At 43.8% G+C, this 16,859-nt stretch carries 13 protein-coding genes and 1 pseudogene; 4 read left to right on the top strand and 10 right to left on the bottom strand.

Annotated elements, in window-relative coordinates; genetic code table 11:
• Positions 1 to 2: 2 nt before the first annotated feature.
• From panB to sfsA, 6 genes are all read right to left on the bottom strand, one after another.
• The gene (gene panB / locus PR699_RS06285) at positions 3 to 794 is read right to left on the bottom strand and encodes a 3-methyl-2-oxobutanoate hydroxymethyltransferase (RefSeq protein WP_014656572.1); all 792 of its coding nucleotides are present in this window, start codon (positions 792 to 794) and stop codon (positions 3 to 5) included.
• A 59-nt stretch (positions 795 to 853) separates the two neighbouring features.
• Positions 854 to 1,345 (bottom strand): 2-amino-4-hydroxy-6-hydroxymethyldihydropteridine diphosphokinase, encoded by a 492-nt coding sequence (gene folK, locus PR699_RS06280; protein ID WP_014656571.1) that lies wholly within the window; start codon positions 1,343 to 1,345, stop codon positions 854 to 856.
• 1 nt (position 1,346) lies between these two features.
• On the bottom strand, positions 1,347 to 2,918 hold the full coding sequence (pcnB, locus tag PR699_RS06275) for a polynucleotide adenylyltransferase PcnB (RefSeq protein WP_004922527.1): 1,572 nt from the start codon (positions 2,916 to 2,918) through the stop codon (positions 1,347 to 1,349).
• A gap of 85 nt (positions 2,919 to 3,003) precedes the next feature.
• Positions 3,004 to 3,894 (bottom strand): tRNA glutamyl-Q(34) synthetase GluQRS, encoded by an 891-nt coding sequence (gluQRS, locus tag PR699_RS06270; protein WP_004922525.1) that lies wholly within the window; start codon positions 3,892 to 3,894, stop codon positions 3,004 to 3,006.
• A gap of 61 nt (positions 3,895 to 3,955) precedes the next feature.
• Positions 3,956 to 4,411, bottom strand: coding sequence for an RNA polymerase-binding protein DksA (dksA, locus tag PR699_RS06265; RefSeq protein ID WP_004922522.1), 456 nt, complete (start codon positions 4,409 to 4,411; stop codon positions 3,956 to 3,958).
• Positions 4,412 to 4,609: 198 nt separating this feature from the next.
• On the bottom strand, positions 4,610 to 5,320 hold the full coding sequence (gene sfsA / locus PR699_RS06260) for a DNA/RNA nuclease SfsA (protein WP_036941316.1): 711 nt from the start codon (positions 5,318 to 5,320) through the stop codon (positions 4,610 to 4,612).
• Between the two features lie 59 nt (positions 5,321 to 5,379).
• On the opposite strand from sfsA, the gene hrpB reads away from it, so the two are divergent.
• Positions 5,380 to 7,872: an ATP-dependent helicase HrpB gene (gene hrpB / locus PR699_RS06255; protein ID WP_014656569.1), complete on the top strand. Its 2,493-nt coding sequence runs from the start codon at positions 5,380 to 5,382 to the stop codon at positions 7,870 to 7,872.
• 729 nt (positions 7,873 to 8,601) lie between these two features.
• Positions 8,602 to 11,118: a bifunctional glycosyl transferase/transpeptidase gene (gene mrcB, locus PR699_RS06250; protein WP_036941313.1), complete on the top strand. Its 2,517-nt coding sequence runs from the start codon at positions 8,602 to 8,604 to the stop codon at positions 11,116 to 11,118.
• 145 nt (positions 11,119 to 11,263) lie between these two features.
• On the opposite strand, the pseudogene PR699_RS06245 reads toward mrcB, so the two are convergent.
• Both PR699_RS06245 and hemL read right to left on the bottom strand, forming a co-directional pair.
• A pseudogene (locus PR699_RS06245) lies at positions 11,264 to 11,377 on the bottom strand (transcriptional regulator); the annotation flags it as partial.
• 73 nt (positions 11,378 to 11,450) lie between these two features.
• Positions 11,451 to 12,740, bottom strand: coding sequence for a glutamate-1-semialdehyde 2,1-aminomutase (hemL, locus tag PR699_RS06240; RefSeq protein ID WP_004922511.1), 1,290 nt, complete (start codon positions 12,738 to 12,740; stop codon positions 11,451 to 11,453).
• 334 nt (positions 12,741 to 13,074) lie between these two features.
• Here hemL and erpA point away from each other — a divergent pair, with 334 nt between their 5' ends.
• A complete protein-coding gene (erpA, locus tag PR699_RS06235) occupies positions 13,075 to 13,419 on the top strand; it encodes an iron-sulfur cluster insertion protein ErpA (RefSeq protein ID WP_004922507.1) in 345 nt (114 codons plus the stop codon).
• Between the two features lie 40 nt (positions 13,420 to 13,459).
• On the opposite strand, the gene btuF is transcribed toward erpA, so the two are convergent.
• Positions 13,460 to 14,287, bottom strand: a complete 828-nt coding sequence (gene btuF, locus PR699_RS06230) for a vitamin B12 ABC transporter substrate-binding protein BtuF (RefSeq protein ID WP_004922504.1) — start codon at positions 14,285 to 14,287, stop codon at positions 13,460 to 13,462.
• Between the two features lie 78 nt (positions 14,288 to 14,365).
• Positions 14,366 to 15,058: a 5'-methylthioadenosine/S-adenosylhomocysteine nucleosidase gene (gene mtnN, locus PR699_RS06225; protein ID WP_004922501.1), complete on the bottom strand. Its 693-nt coding sequence runs from the start codon at positions 15,056 to 15,058 to the stop codon at positions 14,366 to 14,368.
• 122 nt (positions 15,059 to 15,180) lie between these two features.
• Between mtnN and dgt the strand changes: the two genes are divergently transcribed.
• Positions 15,181 to 16,704 (top strand): dGTPase, encoded by a 1,524-nt coding sequence (gene dgt / locus PR699_RS06220; protein WP_040132328.1) that lies wholly within the window; start codon positions 15,181 to 15,183, stop codon positions 16,702 to 16,704.
• Positions 16,705 to 16,859: the final 155 nt, after the last annotated feature.

Genomic DNA, 16,859 nt, shown 5'->3' with positions numbered 1-16,859 from the left:
AATTATTCAAAAGAATGATCTTCACTAGGGTAGATCCCTGCTTCAACTTCTTGAATATACAGTTTAACTGCATCTTGAATATTGCCTGCTTGTGCAAGGAAGTTCTTGGCAAACTTAGGAGGGCGGGCCGTAATGCCTAATGCATCATGCATGACGAGAATTTGCCCATCAGTACCATTGCCTGCACCGATACCAATAACCGGAAGGAGTAGTTCTTCTGTAATATTATTGGCTAGTGAGGTAGGAACACACTCAAGAACCAAAAGCTGTATTCCCGCATTTTCTAGCGCAATGGCATCTTTCATGAGTTGGTTGGCGGTAACCTCATCGCGACCTTGTACTTTATAGCCACCAAGAACGTTGACGGCTTGTGGCGTTAGCCCTAAATGCCCACATACGGGAACGGAACGTTCACACAGCATTTTGACGGTATCGCATAGCCAGCAACCCCCTTCAAGTTTTACCATGTTTGCACCAGCCTGCATCAGAATAGCGGCATTAGCACAAGCTTGTTCAGGGGTGGCATAACTCATAAAAGGCATGTCAGCGATAATAAATGCGTCTGGTGCACCTTTGCGTACACAGCGAGTGTGATAAGCGATTTGCTCTACGGTAACAGGGAGGGTGCTAGATTCGCCTTGTATGGTCATACCAAGGGAGTCACCGACGAGCATGACTTGGATACCTTGCTCTGCAAATAGCTGAGCGAAGCTGGCATCGTAAGCCGTCATGGTAGCAAATTTGTGTTTGTCTTTTTTAAACTGACCCAGAGTAGCCAGAGAAATTGGTTTCATTATAATAACCTCCGGAAAAGATCCCACTGACGACCCCTCCTGTTTAGGAGGTTCACTGTTTAGGTTGTAATATCCCAAAGGGTGAGGCCATTACGTGGGACGAGTGTGAGCCTTTCTGATAGCGGTTCGCCATCAGGAAAAATCAGATCAGGGGCAATGTCATTGAGCGGGTATAACATAAATTCCCGCTCTTTTAGCCCATAATGAGGTACGGTCAATCGTGGGGTATTAATAATATGACTGCCGAAAAGCATAATGTCGAGATCGAGCGTTCTAGGGCCCCAACGCTCAGCTTTGCGAACTCGACCAAGCTCCAGCTCAATGCGTTGTGTATGATCAAGCAACGCTTCTGGCTCAAGCTCAGTTTCAAGTGCAACCGCCATATTAAGAAAATCGTTTTGATCTTGTGGCCCCAGCGGTTTACTACGATAGATCGAAGAGGTGTTGACTATACGGCTGTTTGGGAGCGCATTTAACGCATCAATAGCCTGTTGAGCCTGTTTCAATGGCTCGCCAAGGTTACTGCCAATAACAATATAGACCAACTCCATTCTATGACCCCTGATTTTTATTTGGTTTATGGGCGCTTGATGATGACTTGCGTGGGCGATGGCGTTTACGCACTGGCGCACTACCTAGCTCAGCTATCATCTCACGCTGCTTAGTATTATTGGAACGCTGATACTCATCCCACCAGACAGCAAGCTCTTGAAGCTCATTTCTCCGTTCAACATTGGCCCTTAATTCTAATAAATCAAATGCAGCACGGAACTTTGGATGCTCCATTAATTTATTCGCGCGACGCCCTTGGCGGCGAGGAAGGCGTAATTGCAATTGCCAAATATCACGCATGGTGGTGGTGATACGTTTAGGTATCGCAATCGAACGGCACTGCTCATCAAGTATGTCATTCATCGCCAGTGCGAAAGCATCATAGTAGGCAAGCCCACCTTCTTGAGACAGCTTTTCTGCATGTTCCGTAACGGGATACCATAACATGACTGCAAATAAAAATGCAGGATTAACCCGTTTATCATTTTTGAGCCTAAAGTCAGTATTTTTGAGTACCTGATCAATGATTTTTTCCATTGGCGAATCATTGTTATTGGTAAAGCGACTACTGATAACCGGAAACAGTTGCTCAAATAAGTGGTACTCCTTTAGCATGTTATAGGTTGCATAACCTTGACCCGCTTGTAGCAGTTTCAGTGACTCTTCAAATAACCTTGCTGAAGGAATTTCGCGCAATAGCGGTGCCAGACGTTGGATTGGTTGCGCCGTATTTGGCTCAATACGCATATCCAATTTACAGGCGAAACGCACCGCACGTAGCATGCGAACAGGATCTTCGCGATAACGAGTCTCTGGGTCACCAATAAGGCGAATAATGCCCGCTTTAAGATCGTTTAAGCCGCCCACATAGTCACGAACAGAGAAGTCATCAATGTTGTAGTAAAGGCTATTAACGGTAAAGTCACGGCGGATTGCGTCTTCTTCGATAGAGCCGAAAATATTATCCCGTAGCAACATGCCATTTTTGGCTTGCTGGGAGCGGTTTTTATCTTCCGACTCAATTTGGTCATGGTGACCGCGGAAAGTGGCAACTTCAATGACCTCTGGCCCGAACATAATGTGGGCGAGACGGAATCGACGACCGACTAGCCGGCAGTTACGAAATAGTTTGCGGATCTGCTCAGGCGTTGCATTAGTTGTAATATCAAAATCTTTGGGTTTTTTACCAAGGAGTAAGTCACGTACACCACCGCCAACGAGGTAGGCCTCATAGCCATTTTTATTTAAGCGATAAAGTACCTTCAGTGCATTATCACTAATATCACTACGTGAAATAGTATGCTCTGAACGAGGAATTACAGTGATATTTTCATCTGTTTCAGTCGTCATTGTCTCTGATTTCTCTGCCTGAATACCGGCACGTTTGGACTGACGAACCGTGGTTTTTGTTTGTTTAGCGTTCTGTTCTACGGACTGAGCTGTCGCAGTGTCAGAATAAGTGACTGGCCTTTCACCGGCTGCCTGTGCGTCACGCGTGTCCTTGTCATTTCGCGATAAAATATTACGGCAGAAATTTGCTACTCGGTTAAAAATAGTACACCTCGATATCATTACGAATATTCATTAAACAAAATAAGCGGCTAATCATAGCTTACTGGCCTTTCTTTGAGAATGCTTAAACGCATAAAAGTCATATTCAGTCATAAGCATTGTCAATAATATCATGAGATGGGATCGCCGCTAGCTGCCATTTATCCGTTGCGGTTTTTAAAATCTCATCGGTACTCAAATCACGCCAGTGCTGGATTGGCGGTTGATTCAGTAATGTTAGTGCATGGCATATTACTGGGCGAGGATCCGTCATCGGCAGTGCTGTGGCATGATTTTGCTTTGATAGCTTATTATTATCATGATTTAGGATCAGCGGTAAATGGGCATAATCAGGAACAGGCAATGAAAGGTGGTGATATAACGAAATTTGCTGTGAGGTGGTAGGGATTAGGTCTGCGCCTCTCATCACTTCAGTGACATTTTGATAATGATCATCAACAACAGCGACTAAATTATAAGCAAACAAACCATCTTTACGATGAATAATAATATCTTCTTCAGCGACATTGGCTGGTGTCACAATTTCGCCTCTGAGCCTATCTGTAAATTGATAAACGGGGTGAGTTTGTTTTAATCGAATAGCCGCTTGATGGTCTGGAAGATGGAGGTTGCGACAATGACCATCGTAATGCCCTTGCAACGCTTTGATACGTTGCCGTGAGCAAGTGCAGTAGTAACTTTTGCCTTGTTGGCGAAGGTCATCTAATGCAGCACGGTAGGCATCATGACGTTTTGATTGGTACAGTACCTGATCATCCCAATATAAGCCGTAATGCGCTAACGTTTTTAGAATATTATCAGCCGCGCCGGGAACTTCCCTTGGGGGATCAATATCATCAATACGCACCAGCCATTTACCTTTTTGCGAGCGTGCTTGCAAATAGCTACCTAGGGCGGTGACGAGTGAACCAAAGTGAAGGTTACCTGATGGAGATGGTGCAAAGCGACCAATATAGGGGGAAGTGGAGGTGCTCATTACTAGATTTCCTTATAACGGCGCAAGGTTAGTGCGCCGTTAAGGACTCCATAATCAGTGATTAGCCAGCCATTTGCTTTTCGCGAATTTCTGCTAATGTTTTACAGTCGATACACAAATCAGCGGTAGGGCGGGCTTCCAAACGACGGATGCCGATTTCCACACCACAAGATTCGCAGAAGCCAAAATCGTCTTCTTCGACTTTCTTCAGTGTTTTCTCGATTTTCTTAATCAACTTACGTTCACGGTCCCGGTTGCGTAATTCAAGGCTGAATTCCTCTTCCTGGGCTGCCCGATCAACAGGATCTGGAAAGTTAGCTGCCTCATCTTGCATATGAGTAACTGTCCGGTCTACTTCATCCCTGAGTTGATTGCGCCATGCTTCGAGAATGAGCTTAAAATGCGCCAACTGGGCTTCGTTCATGTACTCTTCGCCAGCTTTTTCATGATAGGGTTCAACCCCAGCAATGGCGAGAATGCTTAAGGACGATGTCTTACGTTTTTGCCCTTCTTGCATAATGCTTCTCCTACACACGCAAATTTCACAAAACCCCAAAGGGGGGAAAAATTAAGGTCGCTATAAATAGCAGAAGAGTGCCCTCTTGGCAATCGTTCATGCAATGAGTTTTGTAATGCTGTGAAGGCGCGCGTGTTTATTCCTTTTTAAGCCTCCAGAACCCATGCGTCTTCGCTTTGAGCAGCGAATAAACTATCATTATTTGATAGGTGTAAACTTAATTTTTTTACCCAATAGCATTTTTTGCGTATTGATATCTACTTGATAACACAGTACTTCAACACCATTTTCGATAGCTTCTTTCAAAAGTGTGGCATATTGCTTATCAATATGGGCTGCTGCCGAGACCTCGTAGATCCCCGTATGCAAAACTGCAAACAACAGTATGGCTTTTTTTCCTTCTTTAGCAATTGTTGTTAGCTCTCGTAAATGCTTTTGTCCGCGTTCAGTCACAGCATCGGGAAAATAGCCATGGTTATTTTCCAATAACGTGACAGATTTTACTTCGATAAAACAATCGGGTAGCCCATCTCCAGATAAAAAGAAATCAATCCGGCTATTTTCAGAACCGTATTTCATCTCAGGCTTTATTACACTATATTCGGATAATTCTGGAATGTTTTTTTGCGCCAACGCCTCGGCAATGATCTGATTAGCTCGTAATGTATTGATACAAATTAGATGATTTTGTGACGTTTGTGTCACTTCCCAACTGTGTGGGTACTTGCGTTTTGAGTTATTCGATGTTGAATACCAAATTTTATCTCCGGGCGTTGCACAGCCAGTCATCGCCCCCGTATTGGCACAGTGGATAGTCATGACTTCACCGTCAGGTGTAACGACATCCGCTAAAAAGCGCTTGTAGCGTTTGATCAGTGTGGCTGGTTGTAACGGGGGAATAAACTCCATATTGTCTCCGCAATCAGTATTCAGGAAATAAGCAGCAATGCTACAATCTTTGCCTGAAAATGTTAAATACCATTGGAGTTATCAGCCGCGTGTTACCGATTTATGACGTTAGTGATTCCTTACTTACGGCCTTACAGCAATCTCCGCAAGTGTTATTACATGCCCCTACAGGGGCGGGTAAATCAACCGTTTTACCTCGGCTAATATTAGAAAGTGGGGTGATTGACGGACGTATTATCATGTTGGAGCCGAGACGAATTGCGGCTCGTAGCGTCGCTAAACGGTTAGCCGAGCAGCTAGGCGAAGATATCGGTAACACGGTAGGGTTGCGCATGCGCTCTGAAAGCCGAGTTAGTGTAAACACACGTATCGAAGTGGTGACTGAAGGGGTTTTGACTCGCATGTTGCAAGATGATCCGATGTTAGAAGGGGTCGGTTTAGTCATTCTTGATGAGTTTCATGAACGCAGTTTACAAGCGGATTTAGGCTTGGCGCTACTGCTTGATACTCAGCAGGCACTGCGTGATGATTTAAAAATCTTGTTGATGTCGGCCACATTGGATGATCAAGGGCTGGTGGCTCTATTCCCTGATGCCCCCGTGATCGTATCCGAAGGGCGTGCCTATCCTGTCGAAAGGCATTTTTACCCCATCAATGCGAATAAATTATTCCACAAAGAGGTGGCAAATGCGGTTTGGCGATTACTTCAACAAGAAAGTGGCTCGCTATTGCTTTTTCTACCCGGTGCGGGGGAAATCGAGCGAACACGCTCAGAGCTAGCTTCTATGGTTAGTGAGGACATACTTTTATGCCCAATGTATGGGGCACTATCAATAAAAGAGCAGCAGCAAGCCATTCAGCCTGCCCCTGAAGGTAAACGTAAAGTCGTTTTAGCGACCAATATTGCAGAAACTAGCTTAACGATTGAAGGCATTCGCTTAGTTGTTGACAGCGGTTTTGAACGAGTAGGCTTATTTAATCCTCGCACTGGACTAACAAAACTGGTTAAACAGCGTATTAGCCAAGCGTCCATGCAGCAGCGGGCTGGGCGAGCAGGACGGTTAGAAGCCGGTATTTGTTGGCATTTATTCAGTCAAGAGCAAGCGGAAAGAGCCGCACAATTTAGTGAAGCTGAAATATTACACAGTGATTTAAGTTCGTTATGGTTATCCCTATTGCAGTGGGGATGCCAAGCGGTGGAGCAGCTTCAATGGTTAAACCTGCCACCACAACCCGCAATAGCCGCAGCGAAAGAGTTGCTGAGTCGACTTGGGGCGATTGATCAACACGGTAAGCTAACTCCGCTTGGAAGAGGAGTCGCAGAACTCGGAAGTTCAGTGCGCACTGCCGCCGTGTTGTACAAGGCCTTGCAAAGTCAAAATAATGAAGTGATTAAATTAGCGGCGTTATTAGTGGCAATATTAGAAGAGCCTCCACGCCAAGCTCACAGTGATATTTATTATTATTTGGATAAGCCTACAGAGAGTTGGTGCAAACGTGCCACTTTATTATGTGGTTATCCGGTCACAGCAGCAGTTGGCAGAAACGTCTCGCTAATAAGTGAGTGGTTACCTACTTTATTAGCGAGCGGTTTTCCAGACCGTATCGCGAAAAGTCGAGATCATCAAAGCCGCTATCAGTTAGCAAGTGGATTAGGGGCATCGTTAGATGAAAATGACGCGTTGTTAGGAAATGAGTGGCTAATCGCTCCAACACTTTGGCAACCTGAAACCTCAGCAGATGCCAAAATAAGTCTAGCAACCCCTATTGAGATCGCTAGCTTGCAGGCGGCTTGTCCTGATTTGTTTTATCAGCAGGAAACCGTCGAGTGGGATGAACAAAAAGGCACTTTAATTGCTTGGCGACGGTTGCAATGTGGGCAATTGGTTGTTCGCTCTGAAAGATTAACCCATCCTGATAGACAACAAATTAAACAGGCATTGTTACATTGGCTAAGGCAAAATGGATTAGAAAGTTTAAATTGGAGCCCGTTTGCACAGCAGTTTCGGATCCGTTGCCAATTGGCTCAACGTTGGTTTGCTGATACCACTTTACCAGATGTGGCTGATGAGGCTTTGTTGGCTTCCTTAGAAGCTTGGCTTGCGCCTTACTTAGATGGAATAACTCACCGTAAGCAACTTCAAGAAATCAATGTCGGGGAGCTGCTGATGCATCGTTTAGATTGGGAGCAACAAAAATGGTTAAAAGAGGCTTTACCGACGGACTATTTAGCGGGTTCGGGGAGCCGTGTAAGCATTCACTACTCTTTAGATAAGCCCCCGATGATAGAGATCCGCATGCAGGAGATGTATGGGCAGACATCGAACCCAACGGTTGCTCATGGCAAAGTCGTTGTGGCGGTTGCTTTGTTATCACCTGCGATGCGCCCATTACAGATCACCCAAGACTTAGGGGCTTTTTGGCAGGGCAGCTATCGAGAAATACAAAAAGAGATGAAAGGTCGCTACCCAAAACATTTATGGCCAGATGATCCTGCTAATACGCAACCTACCAATAAAACTAAAAAAGCGATGAATACCGAGGGGCGTTAAATAGAGGCGAATGAAAAAACAGGCGAGATATACACGAAACACGCCGTGAAAAAGCATCATCAGTCAATTTGAGCCTTCTAATTTTTTGTTGGTATGGATAAGTGCGCTAGCAACTCAATCCAGATATGGGTCGTGATAGAAGGTCTAACTGAGAGCGTTTTTATCTTGCGTTGTTGTGCTATGTCTCAGACATGGCATGAGTTTCACTGTCTGTCAGTAAATCGATGTAAATATCTGCATAACGTAACAGAAAAAAGTTATAGCTAGCTTCAGGCATTTTTTATCCACTCATTGCGCGACAAAATTGATATGGATCCTACACGCTCTATTTGATATGGAATAATAGAGTAAACTTTAAAAATTACTTTAAATATTAATTGGTTAATTGAGTGTTACGTGTATGCGTGTTTTTAGTTGGAAAGTAAAGTATCACGGATAAAAATATTCTATTTTATTAATTGCTTATAGGGTTTATTTTGTTTTTTTGCCGTGTTGGTATGTCATTGGCAGTTTTTGAGATAAAATTTAGCGATGCAAATGATGTGCAGACAAAGATAAGTGCGTAACAAGGCTATTTTATGCTCTAATAGATGTCCGTGGTGATGGAGTGATATTATTTGCTGCGTAAGGTAATGAAATGTAATTAAGAGCTTTCTTCTGTGAACGCTTTGACATTTTAAGTCAGAATCAAGGATAGTACGTTAAGAATGTAGGTGATATGGAGCGACCATGTCCGGTAAAGATTTTGAACCTATTGGTAGACGTAAGAATACGTCGACGAAAAAAAAGCAGTCTCATTCACGCCGCCGCCGTGATGACTATGATTATGATGAAAAATTATTTGATGACGATGATATTGATGAGCAAGACCTCGATGATGAAGAGGACGAGCTAATGGCGAAGAACAAAAATAACAAAGGTAACAAAAATCGTAAGCCAAAAAGCCGATGGCGCTGGTTTTGGTTATTGGTCAAAATTTTTATTGTCTTTGCTGTATTGCTTGGAGCCTATGCTTTTTATTTAAACCAGCAAATCAAAGAACGCCTTGATGGCAAGGTTTGGGATTTACCTGCGGCAGTGTATGGCCGGATGGTTAACCTTGAACCGGGAATGGATTATAGCCAAGCTGAAATGATCCGCTTACTGGAAGGTATGCAATACCGTAAAGTGACGAAAATTACTAGCTCAGGTGAGTTTTCCGTTAAAGGCAATACGATTGAAATATTACGGCGTCCATTTAATTTCCCTGATCAGAAAGAAGGGAAAATATTGGCGCGCATGGTGTTTGACCAAGGGATCTTAACTAAAATTGAAAACATGGAAAATGGTCGTTCATTTGGCTTCTTCCGGTTAGATCCTAAACTGATCACCATGATGCAGTCGGCGAATAATGAACAGCGCTTAGTTTTACCGTTGTCAGACTTCCCTGAATCGCTAGTGAAAATTTTGATAGAGACCGAAGACCGTAACTTCTATGAACATGATGGGGTGAGTCTTTACTCTATTGGTCGAGCGGTTGTCGCTAACTTATCTGCGGGCAAATCTGTGCAAGGGGGAAGTACCCTGACGCAACAGTTAGTTAAAAACTTATTTTTAACGAATGAGAAGACATTCAGGCGCAAAGCGAATGAAGCCATTATGGCGCTCTTGCTAGATTACAACTATAGCAAAGACCGTATCCTTGAATTGTACCTCAATGAAGTGTTCTTAGGGCAAAACGGGAACGATGAAATTCGTGGCTTCCCATTAGCGAGCCTCTATTATTTTGGTCGCCCTATTAATGAATTAAGCCTAGACCAACAAGCGTTATTAGTTGGAATGGTTCAAGGTGCCACAAAGAATAATCCGTGGACGCAGCCAGAAAATGCGATTAAACGTCGTAATATCGTGTTGAAAATACTAGAAACACGCAATGTTATCGATAATGAAATGTATCAAGTGCTTAGCGCGCGTCCTTTAGGAGTAAAACCAAGAGAAGGGCTTGTCGCCTCTCAGCCTGCTTTTATGCAGATGGTTCGTCAGGAATTAAATGAAAAACTGGGCGATAAAGTTAAAGAGCTTTCTGGCGCAAAAATCTTTACGACTCTTGACCCCGTAGCACAAACTGCGGCTGAAAATGCGGTGGAATCAGGTGTGGCTCAGCTACGAGCAGATCGCAAACTGAATGATATTGAAGGGGCGATGGTCGTGGTTGACCGCATTAACGGTGAAGTTAGAGCGATGGTAGGTGGCTCACAGCCACAATATTCCGGTTTCAACCGTGCGCTCAATGCGCGTCGTAATATTGGTTCATTGGCGAAGCCACCGGTTTATTTAGCGGCATTGAATGAGCCTGATCGTTTCCGCCTGAATACATGGCTAAAAGATGAACCATTATCCGTTAAGGTGGGGAATCAAGTCTGGAGGCCAAGAAACTATAGCCGCAATTTTACAGGGGGAATGATGTTGGTTGATGCATTAGCGAAATCACAGAATATCCCAACGGTAAACTTAGGGCTAGAAGTTGGGCTGGATCAGATAGTTAATATCTTTGTGCGCCTAGGTGCGCCAGCGAGTGCGATGGAAAAAGTTCCCGCAATGCTACTCGGTGCGGTTAACTTAACACCGGCTGAAGTGGCGCAAATCTACCAAACCATTGGTGGTAATGGTAACCGCGCTAAACTTTCTGCATTACGCTCTGTTATTGATGGCGATGGCACTGAAATTTATCAAAGCTATCCATCCGCTGAGCGTGCAATACCGTCACAAGCGGCTTATTTAACGCTCTATGGTATGCAGCAAGTGGTGCAACAAGGTACTGGGCGAGTACTGCTGAAGAAATATGGCAAATATAATTTAGCGGGTAAAACGGGAACAACCAATGACTTGCGTGATAGCTGGTATGCAGGTATTGATGGTAAAGAAATCGCCATTGTCTGGATTGGTCGTGATAATAATGGGCCAACACAGTTAACGGGCTCTACCGGTGCATTGCGTGTGTATCAGCGTTATTTGGATAATCAAACACCATTGGCGTTGATTAATCGTCAGCCTGAAGGGATTGTGGATATGAAAGTGATGCCTGATGGTCAATTTAACTGTTCAGACTTTGGTGGCGGACGCGTATTGCCGATTTGGACTGAGGCGCCAGACGCATTATGCCAATCATCCGCACAGCAAGAGCCAGTTTGGGATTTAAATAACAACGCTCAACCGGCCCAAGAAGACGCACCAGATTGGGTGAAGGAAATGTTCGGTAATAATTAATTAGTACCGTAAAATGAAAATGCCCCGTGAGTATCAACTCGCGGGGCATTTTTTATAGGCGGAGCTTATACGATCAACACTTGAAATAACAACAGACTGTTTGCATCGCTATAAATATTTTCACCACTTATCCAAGTGGGATATGCCGTTTTAATTCCCCACTTTTTATTGTTTCAGCACTTGTTCCCAATGCTTTGACGGGTTCAACTTGTGAAATTGTAAGTTGTGCTCTAATCGCTTTAACATTAATGAGGAAACGCTAGTCGCGACAAAATGAGGGAGTAAAGGCGTAAATAAGGAGGCGAAGATATCGCCTCCGAGTGAAAGAAAGGTTAAGCAGTTTTCATTTTTGCAAATGCAACTTCTGCTGCTTCGATGGTTTTCTCAATATCTTCATCGCTGTGAGCAATAGACATAAAACCCGCTTCGAATGCGGAAGGCGCTAAATAAATACCTTGCTCTAACATAAGGTGAAAGAAGGTTTTAAAACGCTCAACATCACACTTCATGACGTCTTGGTAGCAAGTCACACTTTTTGCGTCAGTGAAGAAAATACCAAACATGCCGCCGACATGGTTGATCACCATTGGAATGCCTTGCTCTTGTGATACGCGTTTTAAACCGCGGGCTAATTTTTCAGTTAGCTCGGTCAGTCTCGCGTGAACACCTGGCTGTGCAACCTCATTAAGACAAGCAAGGCCTGCTGCCATTGCAACTGGGTTACCGGATAGCGTTCCTGCTTGGTATACAGGCCCAATCGGCGCAAGTTTCTCCATGACTTCGAAACGACCGCCAAATGCGCCAACCGGCATACCACCACCAATGATTTTACCTAGGCAGGTTAAATCAGGTTGTACACCATAGTAATCTTGCGCGCCGCCGAGTGCCACACGGAAACCCGTCATGACTTCATCAATGATCAATAGGGCATTAAATTCATCACACAGTGCACGTAGGCCGGGTAAAAACTCATCGGTTGGTGGAACACAGTTCATGTTACCCGCAACAGGCTCAACAATGACGCACGCAATATCTTGTGGATAATTTTCAAAAGCCTGACGAACCGATGCTAGATCGTTATAAGTGCAGGTGAGTGTATGTTTAACGAAATCTTCAGGTACACCCGGAGAGTTAGGCTCTCCCATTGTCAATGCCCCTGAGCCTGCTTTGACTAATAAACAGTCAGCATGGCCGTGGTAGCAACCTTCAAATTTAATAATTTTGTCGCGACCTGTGTAACCACGTGCTAAGCGGATCGCACTCATGGTTGCCTCAGTACCTGAGTTCACCATACGGATCATATCGATAGAAGGCACTAATTCACAAACCAGTTTTGCCATTTCCACTTCTGCGGCAGTTGGCGCACCGAAACTTAAGCCTTTATTGACAGCTTTGATTACGGCATCACGGACGGCGGGGTGGTTATGACCAAGCACCATTGGCCCCCAAGAGCCTACATAGTCAACATAAGCTTTACCATCAACATCAAAAATATAAGCGCCATCAGCACGTTCAATAAATAAAGGCGTACCACCAACACCATTAAATGCTCGTACTGGTGAGTTGACGCCTCCGGGGATTAGCTGTTGCGCTTCATTATATAAGTTTAAAGATTGGCTCATGCAAGGCTCCTGAATAGGGACAAATAAATCGACTAAATACCGTTGAAACGAGACTTATCATACTTCAAGTTACTTAGATAGGGTGGCTCAAGCCATAAGGTAGCGCTGAGTGAGACCACTTTTGGTTGGTCATCTACATGCAACTTGAATTATTTAATAGGCCTATTCTAAAGCACGGAACCAATTAAACCAAATTCATTGATTGGTATGCACAATGTGTTGAATTACGACACAGGACTTGAATCAATGACTAAGCTGGCGGATAATTAGTAAATTGATCTGAGTAAGCTATCTGCTTACGCTGAATTACCGGTTGACCGGCTTGGAGTAAAAAATGAGTGATGATGCAGCTCTGCCATTGCAGTTTACTGATGCGGCAGCAATTAAAGTAAAAGACTTAGTTTCTGAAGAAGACAACCCAAACCTGCGTCTACGTGTTTACATTACCGGTGGTGGTTGTAGCGGCTTTCAGTATGGCTTTACCTTTGATGACCAAATTAATGATGGCGACATGACCATTGAAAAACAAGGCGTTGCCTTGGTGGTTGACCCAATGAGCCTACAATATTTGGTTGGCGGAAGTGTTGATTATACTGAAGGGTTAGAAGGTTCACGTTTTATTGTGACCAATCCAAATGCGAAATCCACCTGTGGTTGTGGTTCTTCATTTAGCATTTAAGTCTTATCGTTGAGAGGGGCGTTCCCCCTCTCATTCATCGCTATTCTGAGTGTAATTGTTCACACAATGACTGGGCCGCCAGCACTACGCGAGGGCCAGCACGATGAAACCAATCTTCATTTAAACGAATAATCGGGATAGAAAGTTGCGTTTGCCAAAATTGGCGAACGGCAGTTTCTTGAGTCTCGGTTCCTGTCATTACAATCATCTCGGGCTGCCTAGCAATAACCTGTTCACGGCTGACTTGAGGCCAAGGCACAGCACTGTTTGCGAAAATATTTTCCCCACCACACATTGAAACAATGTCATTTTGAATAGTGTTACTGCCTGTACTAAATAGGGGTTGAGTGCCTAGTTGAATAAAAACCCGTTTTTTGGGGCGCTCTTGCTGAGCGTAACGTTGTTTTAGCTGGTTAAGTTGCTCACGCATCGATAAAACGGACTGCTGGGCAATTTGGGGCTGCGGGCTGTATTTAGCCAGTTGTTCGATAGCAGAAATAACCCCTTCAACGCTTTGTGGATCGAAATAGATAATAGGGATCCCCAAAGCAGCAAGTTGGTCGAGTGGGCGCTGAGGGTTACCACCTCGCCAAGCTAAAATAAGATCGGGTTTTAGTGCCACAATCCGTTCGACATTAAGGCCTTGCCAATCGGAAACCTGCTCTAATTGTTTCGCTTCGGCAGGATAATCGGAGTATGCACTGACAGCAATCAGGCTTTCGCCTAATCCAGCCGCATAAGCCAACTCAGTATTCGCTGGAGAAAGGCTGATCACGCGGTGTTTCGTGTCTGCAACAACCGATGTATTAAAAAATAGCAATAGTAGTAAGGCGAGTGTGGTTTGAAGTGTGCTTGGGTGCCATTTCATGCAGTCATTGCCTCTAACTAAAAGAATAAATAAAAAGCATAGCGTTTTATTGACTATGCTTTTTATTTTAAACGAAAGTTATGCGAGTTCAGCTAAAATTGCCGCTATCATCAGTGATGATTGGCGCGCTGCAACAGGTAAAAACTCATCAAAACTGGTGTGTGATTCTTTATCTGCTACATCGGAAATAGCGCGTACGACAACAAAAGGTACAGCGAATTGATGGCAAACTTGGCCGATGGCGGTAGCTTCCATCTCAACAGCAGCGACTTGAGGGAAGGTTTTTTTAATTCGAGCCAAAGGCTCTGCGCCATTGATGAAAGCATCACCACTGCACACAAGACCACGAACCGCATTCATATCCAACTGTTGAATACATTTTTCGGCGAGCGCGATCAATTTAGGGTCAGCCATAAATGCGGGAGGGCATTGCGCCATTTGGCCTGGTTCATAACCAAAGGCAGTTACGTCTGCATCGTGATAACGTACCTCAGTTGAAACAACGATATCGCCAACATTTAAGTTAGGATCTAAACCACCCGCTGAGCCAGTATTAATTACTATATCGGGTTGGCAATGTTCAAGTAGCAACGTGGTGCCGATTGCCGCCGCCACTTTACCAATACCTGATTTTAGCAGCGCAACGTCGACGCCATTAATTTTCCCTGTGTAAATTTCACAGCCAGCACGGCTGAGAGTTTGGCAGCCTTCAATTTGTTCACGCAGGATGGCAACTTCCTGCTCCATTGCACCTATGATACCGACTTTCATTATGTCATACTCACTGTTGATTAATTAGACACTTAAGGTAGAGATGACTAAAGTGTAACATTGAAAGGTATTATTTCTCTGCCTTTTATTTTTGTCTCGTGTATAAAGGATGAGGAGTTGGTGTGAGCGAAATTAATTTTCTAACAAAATTAAATTATCAACGAAACTATAATAGCGCGAAAAGTCCTCGAGTCTCTGCTCACAATGAAGATGCTGTTAATCGCCAATTTGAAAGTGATAGAGGCCGAATTATCAATTCAGCGGCAATCCGTCGGTTGCAGCAAAAAACACAAGTATTTCCATTAGAACAAAATGCCGCAGTGCGCAGCCGATTGACCCATTCCTTAGAAGTACAACAAGTCGGGCGTTACATTAGCAAAACGGTTCTTCACGAATTAAAAAAGAAAAAGTTACTGGAAAAATATGGGCTACATGAGCGTTGTGATGCGTTTGAAAGCCTAGTCGAAATGTCTTGTTTGATGCACGACATCGGTAACCCTCCTTTTGGGCATTTTGGTGAAGCCGCAATTCAGAGTTGGTTTCGCCAACTGCTAGCCCCTCAATACCAATACACACCCGATTATCCGGATCCTTGTAAAATCGCCGCCATGCGTTTAACTGGGGATGAACGTCTTGATCTCTTCCGTCGTCAACTTAAACAGGATTTATGCTCTTTTGAAGGTAATGCGCAAGGGATACGCATGGTACATCGCCTATTGAAGCTAAACCTCACTTATGCACAAGTCGGCTCTATCTTGAAATATACGCGCGGAGCATATGATCTTGAGCCTATTCCTGAAGAATTTGATTATTTGATGAAAAAGCCGGGCTACTATTGGTCTGAACTCGGTTTCGTGAATGAACTATGTAAAAAATTAGAGATGGGTGAACATTGTCGCTTCCCACTTTCTTATATTATGGAGGCGGCTGATGATATCTCTTATTGTATTGCTGATTTAGATGATGCCGCTGAGAAAGGAATTTTTACCGTTGAACAATTGATCAACTATTTGCGGAACGAATGGGGGGTCGTCGAAAAAGGCGACTTATTTGATGAAACCATTATGAGCGCTTTTAATAATATCAGTGATAACCATACAAGACGAATTCAACAAGACCAATTTTTTATGTATTTACGAGTGAATATTACCAGTAAATTGGCTCGTTACAGTGCTCAGCGTTTTATTCAGAATCTCCCCGAAATCTATGCAGGGCGCTTCAATAGCGCATTGTTGGAAGATAAAAGCCCTGAGCATCGCTTACTTAAAGTTTTGAAAACGGTTGCATTTAAGCATGTCTTTAGCCATCACGAAGTAGAAGAGCTGGAGTTGCAAGGTTATCGCATCATTGGGGGGCTGTTAGATTTTTATCGCCCATTATTGATGTTAGAAAGGGAAGACTTTATTTCGCTAGTTGAAAATAACTATCACAAACAATTTTTTATCGAAACACGGTTATTCCATAAACTCTCTAATAAGCACCGTTTGTCATACAGTGAAGCAATTGAAGGCATATGTGCAACAAATGAAATAGAGAAATCTATTCTTGAGTTTTATTATCGGGCACGATTAATTCAGGATTATATCAGCGGCATGACGGATCATTATGCCTATGAAGAATATCGTAAATGTATGGTGTCAAACTGATTGTTTATTCGGCAGTAAGGTGATGAAGGCGTCAATTATTTTGAATAAGAGCCGTTCAAACAAACAAAAATAATAAAAAAATATACGTTAAGTGAAAAAGTGATAACTCATCTTGGCAAAAAAACTGCTATTATAGGCGCGCTTTTTACTGAGCA

This window comes from Providencia sp. PROV268, from assembly GCF_028477805.1.
Lineage (GTDB): Bacteria > Pseudomonadota > Gammaproteobacteria > Enterobacterales > Enterobacteriaceae > Providencia > Providencia stuartii.
Note: the sequence above shows the minus strand (reverse complement) of the source record. Positions and strands in the feature narration are given on the sequence as shown.

Coding starts and splice junctions, on each gene's coding strand:
- sfsA (WP_036941316.1), bottom strand. CDS start 5,320: ATGGAGTTTATTCCCCCGTTACAACCAGCCACACTGATCAAACGCTAC.
- folK (WP_014656571.1), bottom strand. CDS start 1,345: ATGGAGTTGGTCTATATTGTTATTGGCAGTAACCTTGGCGAGCCATTG.
- mrcB (WP_036941313.1), top strand. CDS start 8,602: ATGTCCGGTAAAGATTTTGAACCTATTGGTAGACGTAAGAATACGTCG.
- erpA (WP_004922507.1), top strand. CDS start 13,075: ATGAGTGATGATGCAGCTCTGCCATTGCAGTTTACTGATGCGGCAGCA.
- hemL (WP_004922511.1), bottom strand. CDS start 12,740: ATGAGCCAATCTTTAAACTTATATAATGAAGCGCAACAGCTAATCCCC.
- hrpB (WP_014656569.1), top strand. CDS start 5,380: ATGTTAAATACCATTGGAGTTATCAGCCGCGTGTTACCGATTTATGAC.
- pcnB (WP_004922527.1), bottom strand. CDS start 2,918: ATGATATCGAGGTGTACTATTTTTAACCGAGTAGCAAATTTCTGCCGT.
- panB (WP_014656572.1), bottom strand. CDS start 794: ATGAAACCAATTTCTCTGGCTACTCTGGGTCAGTTTAAAAAAGACAAA.
- dksA (WP_004922522.1), bottom strand. CDS start 4,411: ATGCAAGAAGGGCAAAAACGTAAGACATCGTCCTTAAGCATTCTCGCC.
- btuF (WP_004922504.1), bottom strand. CDS start 14,287: ATGAAATGGCACCCAAGCACACTTCAAACCACACTCGCCTTACTACTA.
- gluQRS (WP_004922525.1), bottom strand. CDS start 3,894: ATGAGCACCTCCACTTCCCCCTATATTGGTCGCTTTGCACCATCTCCA.
- mtnN (WP_004922501.1), bottom strand. CDS start 15,058: ATGAAAGTCGGTATCATAGGTGCAATGGAGCAGGAAGTTGCCATCCTG.